The following is a 6,737-nucleotide window of genomic DNA, read 5'->3' as shown; positions in this document are numbered from 1 at the left end:
CCAGTCGGCTTCGCCGACAGCCCCCGCCAGCGGGGGCCGGGATATGGTGCGCACCATCAGAGCGAACACATCCCACGACAAACCTCTGCCGGCGGGGGCCGGAGAGGCGGGGCGGCTCAGTCGAGGCCGAGCTGGAGCTTGCCGCCGGGGATGGCGTCGAGCAGGTCGCGGGTGTACTGCATCTTCGGATGGTCGAACACCTCGTCGGTGGTGGCGTGCTCGACCAGACGTCCATGCTGCATCACCACGACCTCGTCGGCGATCTGGCGCACGACGGCCAGATCGTGGGTGATGAACAGGTAGCTCAGGCCCTTTTCGGCCTGCAGGTCGTTGAGCAGGCGCAGCACCTGGTCCTGCACGAGCACGTCGAGGGCGGAGACCGCCTCGTCGCACACGATCACGTCCGGGTTGAGGGCCATGGCTCGCGCGATGGCGATGCGCTGGCGCTGGCCGCCGGACAGCTCGTTCGGATAGCGGGTCATCACGGACTCGGGCAGCTCGACCATGTCGAGCAGCTCGCGCACGCGCTTGGCGCGGCTCGTCTTGTCGCCGATGCCGTGGATGCGCAGCGGCTCCTCGATGGAACGGTAGATGGAGTACATCGGGTCGAGCGAGCCGTACGGGTTCTGGAACACCGGCTGCACGTGGCGGCGGAACTCGAGGAGCTCCTTGCCCGTGAGGGCGGCGATGTCCTTGCCCTCGTAGAGCGCCTTGCCCTTGGTGGGCGTCAGGAGCTTGAGCACCATGTTCGCCACGGTGGACTTGCCCGAGCCGGACTCGCCCACGATGGCCAGCGTGGAGCCGCGCTTGACGGAGAAGGACACATCGTCGACGGCCTTGAACATCTCCTTCCTGCGCGGGAGCTTGAACTCCTTGGTCAGGTGGTCGACGACGATGACGTTCTCGCTCTTCTCGAGCTTGTCCTCGCCGACGACGTGGTGTTCGAGCAGCGCGTCCGCGTCCTCGCCGCGCTCGTGCGCGGAGATGATGCGCTGGGAGGCGAGCGACGGGGCGGCCGCGACCAGACGCTTGGTGTACGGGTGCTGCGGGTGCTGGAGCACCTCGAGCGACGGGCCGGATTCGACGACCTGCCCCTTGTACATCACGACGATGTGCTGGGCGCGCTCGGCGGCGAGGCCCAGGTCGTGGGTGATGAACAGCACGGCGGTGCCGAGCGAGTCGGTGAGCATGTGCAGGTGGTCGAGGATCTTCTTCTGCACGGTCACATCGAGCGCGGAGGTCGGCTCGTCGGCGATGAGCAGATCGGGTCGGCAGGCGAGGCCGATGGCGATGAGCGCGCGCTGGCGCATGCCGCCGGAGAACTCGTGCGGGTACTGGCGGGCGCGGGTGGCCGCGTCGGGCAGGCCGGCCTCGCTCAGCAGGCCCGCGATGCGGTCGTCCATGGTGGAGCCGGTGACGTGGGCCTTGGCGATGGCCCAGGCCTTGTCCTCGCCCACGCCGGCCTTGATGAGGTCGTCGGCGACGCGCCAGCGGGTCTCGGAGCCGGGCACCCACTCGCCCTTGAAGTAGTCCATGGACTTGGCGGCCGCCTCATCGCCGACTCCGGCCTCGGCCAGCGCGGCCTTGGCGGCGTCGAGCAGGGCGGGCAGTTCGGCGGAGCCGATGAACGTCTCGTCGTCGTTGCCCTTGAGCTCGACGTCCGCCTCCTCGCCGGCCAGCGCCTTGGCGAGGGCGGAGCGCTTCTCGTGCGCCACGTCCATGTTGTTGGCGGTGAGCGCCTCCTTGACCTGCGTGCCGATGCGGTACACCGGGTTGAGGTTGCTCATCGGGTCCTGCGGGACGAGGCCCATCTTGTCGCCGCGCAGCTTGTCGAAGTCCTTGGGCTTCAGGCCCGTGAGCTCCTGGCCGTCGAGCTTGATGGAGCCGCCGACCACGTGGCCGGTGCCGGGCAGCAGGCCGAGCACGGCCATGGCGGACGTGGACTTGCCGGAGCCGGATTCGCCGACGATGGCCACCCACTGGCCGGGGTAGACGGAGAAGGACGCGTTGCGCACGGCGTGCACGGCGCGCTTGTCGTCGGTGGTGAAGTCGATGGCGAGGTTCTTCACCTCGAGCAGCGGGCCGTGGGCCTTCTGCATCTCGATGATCTTGGCATCGTTCGTGTTTTCCATTTGTCTTCCTACCTCACACTCAGGCCGTGCGGCTCTTCGGATCGAGGGCGTCCTTGACGGCGTCGCCCATCATGATGAAGCTCAGCACGGTGATGGCCAGCGCCATGGACGGGTAGAACAGCACCATCGGGTTGGTCATCAGGTTGACCTGCGCCTGCGAGATGTCGCCGCCCCAGCTGACGGTCGTGGTCGGCAGGCCGACGCCGAGGAAGCTCAGCGTCGCCTCGGACACGATGTAGGAGCCGAGGGACGTGGTGCCGATGACGATGATCGGGGCGAGCGCGTTCGGGATGATGTGGCGGAACAGGTTCCTCATCGGTGTGGAGCCGAGCGCGGTGGACGCGGTGTTGAACTCGAGGTTCTTCGCCTCCATCACCGAGCCGCGGGCGATACGCGCCGTGGACACCCAGCCGAACAGGGCGAGCACGAGCACGACCTTCCAGATGGAGCTGGAGGTGCGGAACATCTGCAGCACGACGATGGCGCCCAGCAGGAACGGGATCGAGTAGAAGATGTCGATGATGCGGCTCAGCAGCGCGTCGACCCAGCCGCCGCAGAAGCCGGCGACGGCGCCGATGAGCGTGCCGATGGCGACGACGATGAGCGTGGTCAGGATGCCCACGGACAGCGAGGTGCGGGTGCCGTACACGGTGCGGGCGAACACGTCGCAGCCCTGGAAGTCGTAGCCGAACGGGTGGCCGGCCTCGGCGGGTTCGAGCGAGTTGTCGAGATCGCAGTAGTTCGGGTCGATCTTCGTGATGACGCCCGGAAACAGGGCGACGAAGACGATGATGACGATGAGCACGCCGGAGACGATGAACAGCGGGTTCTTGCGCAGCGTGCGCCACGCGTCGGCCCACATGCTCGTGGCGGGGGCGGATTCGTCGACCTTGTCGACGGCCTGGAGCGGCGTCTCGTCGATCGGGGCGACGTAGCGCTCCTGGCCGGGCAGCGGCTCGTATGCGGGGGTCTTGGTTTCGTCGGTCATGATGTCCTTTCCTCCCTCGTCACTCGTAGCGGATGCGCGGGTCGAGCGCCGCGTACAGCAGGTCGACGATCAGGTTGCAGATCACGAACACGAGCAGCAGCAGCGTGACGATGGAGACGACGAGGTTGCCTTCGCCCTTGAGGATGCTCTGGTAGGTGAGGAAGCCGACGCCGTGGATGTTGAAGATCTGCTCGGTGATCATGGCGCCGCCCATGAGCGCGCCGAGATCCTGGCCGAGGTAGGTGACGACGGGGATGAGCGAGTTGCGCAGCACGTGGCGCGCCATGACCGCCTTGTTCGACATGCCCTTGGCACGCGCGGTGCGCACGTAGTCCTGGGCGATGTTCGAGGAGATCTCGGAACGGGTGAGACGGATGATGTACGCCATCGAGACCGATCCCAGCACCATCGCCGGGAAGAGCAGTTCGGTGAACGTCGGGTTCGCGCTGGCCGTCACGGGGATGAGGCTCCACTTGACGCCGAGGAAGTACTGGCCGACGAAGCCGGTGACGAACGTCGGCACGGAGATGAGCAGCAGGGAGACGATCAGGATGACCGAGTCGTACCATTTGCCCTTCTTCAGGCCGGAGACGATGCCGAGCACCACGCCGAAGAGCGCCTCGAAGACGAACGCCATGACCGCCAGCTTGATGGTGACGGGGAACGCGCGTCCGATCTCGTCGATGACCGGCTGCCCGGCGAACGTGTTGCCGAAGTCCAGCGTGAACGCGTTCTTCAGGAACAGCAGGTACTGGATGATGAATGGTTTGTCGAGGTTGTATTCGGCGCGGATCTGGGCGGCGACGGCTTCGTTGACCGGCTTGTCGCCGAACATCGCCTTGACCGGATCACCCGGCAGCGCGAAGACGAGCGCATAGACCAGCAGCGTCGCACCGAGAACCACGGGGATCATCTGCAGGATACGTCGCAGAAGATATTTGCCCATCGGTTTCTCCTTGTGTCACGGACCGGTCTCGTCCGCCCCGGCGCGGCATCGTGTCGAGGGCGCGCCAAAGCGCCCGGCCGGTCGCTCAGTACCCCGTAAGTTTACCCCACGGGCCGACACGAATGTTTCACAACGATGAATCGCGGGGAAACGAAAGGGGCGGAACCCGGATGGGTTCCGCCCCTTGTGGTCTCGATCGCGAGGGACCGGATCAGGCGAGCGTCAGGCTCACTTGGTCAGCTCCTCGTAGACCGGCAGGTTCTGCCAGTTCATCTCGAAGCCCTTGACCGTGGTGGCGGCCACGCCGTTGGCGTTGCTGTAGTACAGCGGGATGGCCGGCAGGTCGTTGAGCAGGATCTCCTGGGCCTGCTGGTAGATCTTGTTGGCGTCCTCGGTGGACTTGGCGGCGTAGGCCTCGTCCATCAGCTTGTCGAACTCGGCGTTCTTGTAGTCGCCGTCGTTGGAGCCGTTGCCGTCGGCGGCGGCGGAGGCGTACAGCTGGAACAGGTAGTTCTCGGCGGACGGGTAGTCCGGCTGCCAGCCGGTGCGGAAGGCACCCTTGATCTGGCGGTTGGTGACCGCATCGCGGAACTCCTGGAAGGTCGGCATCGGGTTGGTGGCCGCGTCGATGCCCAGGTTGTTCTTGAGCTGGTTGACGATGGCATCGTAGATCGGCTTGGCGCCGCCGTCGGCGTTGTAGGCGAAGGTCAGCTGGCCGTCGTACTTGGAGATGGCGTCGGCCTTGGCCCACAGCTCCTTGGCCTTGGCGGCGTTGAACTTGAGGTTGTCGGCGCCCTTGAGGGAGCTGGAGTAGCCCGGGGTGAGCGGGGAGGTGAACTCGGTGGCCGGGGTGGCGATGCCGCCGAGGACCTTGTCCGTCAGCTGCTCGCGGTTGATGGCCATGGAGATGGCCTGGCGGCGCAGCTGGCCTTCCTCGGTGTTGGTCTGGAAGTGCTCGAGGTTGGACGGGATGGTGAAGGTCTGGGACACGGAGCCGGCCTTGTTGTAGGCCTGGACCTTCGGATCCTTCTGGAAGGTCTTGGTGGCGGAGGCCGGGACGGACTCCATCACGTCGAGGTTGCCGGCCTGGATGTCGGCGTAGGCGGCCTTGTCGTCGGTGTAGATCTTGAAGGTCACGCCGTCGTTCTTCGGCACGTCATTGCCCTTGTAGTCGGGGTTCTTGACGAGGTCGATCTCCTTGTTGTGGTCCCACTTGGAGAACTTGTACGGGCCGTTGCCGACCGGGGCCTCGCCGAAGGCCTTCGGGTCCTTGTAGAAGGACTCCGGCAGCGGGGCGAACGCCAGGTAGCCGACCTTGATCGGGAAGGTGGCGTCCGGCTGGGACATGTCCACGGTGAAGGTGTGGTCGTCGACGACCTTGAGGCCGGAGAGCTGCTCGTCGCCCTTCAGGTTCTTGGCGTCCTGCAGATCGGTGAAGCCCTTGATGGTGGAGAAGAAGGAGGAGCACTTCTGGGCGTTCTTCGCGTTGGCGACGTAGCTCCAGGCCTTGGTGAAGGACTCGGCGGTCACCGGGGTGCCGTCGGTGAACTTCCAGCCGTCCTTGATCTTGATGGTGTACTGGGTGGCGTCGTCGTTCGGGGTGATGGACTCGGCCACTTCGTTGGAGGCGTTGCCCTTGGCGTCGAAGGAGACGAGGCGGGCGAACAGCAGGTCGCCCGGCTTGCCGCCGCCGGTCTCGTTGGTGTTGCCCGGGATCAGCGGGTTCTGCGGCTCGGAAGCGTACGCGGTGATGATGTTGCTCGAAGCGGAGCTGCTGGAGCTGCTGGAAGAACCGCAGCCGCCCAGCATGGTCGCGACGGCGCACACGGCCGCGGCGATAGCCAGAGCTTTCTTCTTCATGTGATTTCTCCTATGTCATCCGGACGCGTGGTTCGCGTCCGTCCCAAGCGAAAGGGGCGGGCGGCTTACGGCCGGCCCAACCCCTTTGCTGATCGCGTCCCATTGTGCCCCAGATTGGAGACACCATGTTACTTGTTTGCGAATATTCGGTGAATGGGCTTGCGGGAGTCTGGGGAAACGCTTCGGTTTTCCATGGCTTTCGTGAAGATTTCCGAAAATCTCATATTGCGGACAATCACCGGGTTCCGCCGGCGCACGGGACCCGTGGCTCCCCTTCCCCGGCATGCGGCGCCGGGGCGCCACGGGGCTACGCCCGGGGGAACGCCTGCGCGTAGCGCGACTTGAGCTGTTCGATGGACACGTGCGTGTACCGCTGCGTGGTCTTCAGCGAGGAGTGGCCGAGCATCTCCTGCACCTCGCGCAGGTCCGCCCCGCCGTCGAGCAGGTGCGTGGCCGCCGAGTGCCGCAGCGCGTGCGGCGAGATGTCCGGCACGCCTGCCCTGCGCGACTCCTCGTGCACGACGTCGCGCGCGATGCGCTGGTTGAGCCTGCCGCCGCGCGAACCGAGGAACAACGCCCGGCACGACCCGTCGCCGTGCAGCAGCACTGGCCTGCCCCCGTCCAGCCACGCCAGCAGCGCGCGCTGCGCGGGCAGGCCGAACGGCACGACCCGCTGCCTGTTCCCCTTGCCGGTGACCCTGACGGTGCGCGAGGAGAAGTCCACGTCGGCCACGTCGAGGCCGACGAGCTCGGCCACGCGGATGCCGGTGGCGTAGAGCAGTTCGAGCACCGCCGCGTCGCGCAGCCGCAG

The 6,737-nt window shown here is 66.2% G+C and carries 5 protein-coding genes; all 5 read right to left on the bottom strand.

Annotation, left to right across the window (positions count from 1 at the left end; translation table 11 throughout):
* Positions 1-116: 116 nt before the first annotated feature.
* Positions 117-2,132 (bottom strand): dipeptide ABC transporter ATP-binding protein, encoded by a 2,016-nt coding sequence (locus tag BSTEL_RS11170; RefSeq protein WP_034530439.1) that lies wholly within the window; start codon positions 2,130-2,132, stop codon positions 117-119.
* Positions 2,133-2,151: 19 nt separating this feature from the next.
* Positions 2,152-3,120 (bottom strand): ABC transporter permease, encoded by a 969-nt coding sequence (locus tag BSTEL_RS11165; RefSeq protein ID WP_034530438.1) that lies wholly within the window; start codon positions 3,118-3,120, stop codon positions 2,152-2,154.
* A 19-nt stretch (positions 3,121-3,139) separates the two neighbouring features.
* Entirely contained in the window at positions 3,140-4,066 is a 927-nt protein-coding gene (locus BSTEL_RS11160; protein WP_034530437.1) for an ABC transporter permease, read from the bottom strand.
* 228 nt (positions 4,067-4,294) lie between these two features.
* A complete protein-coding gene (locus BSTEL_RS11155) occupies positions 4,295-5,926 on the bottom strand; it encodes a peptide ABC transporter substrate-binding protein (RefSeq protein ID WP_034530436.1) in 1,632 nt (543 codons plus the stop codon).
* 307 nt (positions 5,927-6,233) lie between these two features.
* The coding region (locus BSTEL_RS11150; RefSeq protein ID WP_034530435.1) for a tyrosine-type recombinase/integrase at positions 6,234-6,737 on the bottom strand (504 nt) is incomplete at its 5' end.

The organism is Bifidobacterium stellenboschense, assembly GCF_000741785.1.
In the GTDB taxonomy this organism is placed as follows: Bacteria; Actinomycetota; Actinomycetes; order Actinomycetales; family Bifidobacteriaceae; genus Bifidobacterium; species Bifidobacterium stellenboschense.
Note: the sequence above shows the minus strand (reverse complement) of the source record. Positions and strands in the feature narration are given on the sequence as shown.

Excerpts from the sequence above, each read along its gene's own strand:
- BSTEL_RS11170 (WP_034530439.1), bottom strand. The coding sequence starts at position 2,132 with ATGGAAAACACGAACGATGCCAAGATCATCGAGATGCAGAAGGCCCAC.
- BSTEL_RS11155 (WP_034530436.1), bottom strand. The coding sequence starts at position 5,926 with ATGAAGAAGAAAGCTCTGGCTATCGCCGCGGCCGTGTGCGCCGTCGCG.
- BSTEL_RS11160 (WP_034530437.1), bottom strand. The coding sequence starts at position 4,066 with ATGGGCAAATATCTTCTGCGACGTATCCTGCAGATGATCCCCGTGGTT.
- BSTEL_RS11165 (WP_034530438.1), bottom strand. The coding sequence starts at position 3,120 with ATGACCGACGAAACCAAGACCCCCGCATACGAGCCGCTGCCCGGCCAG.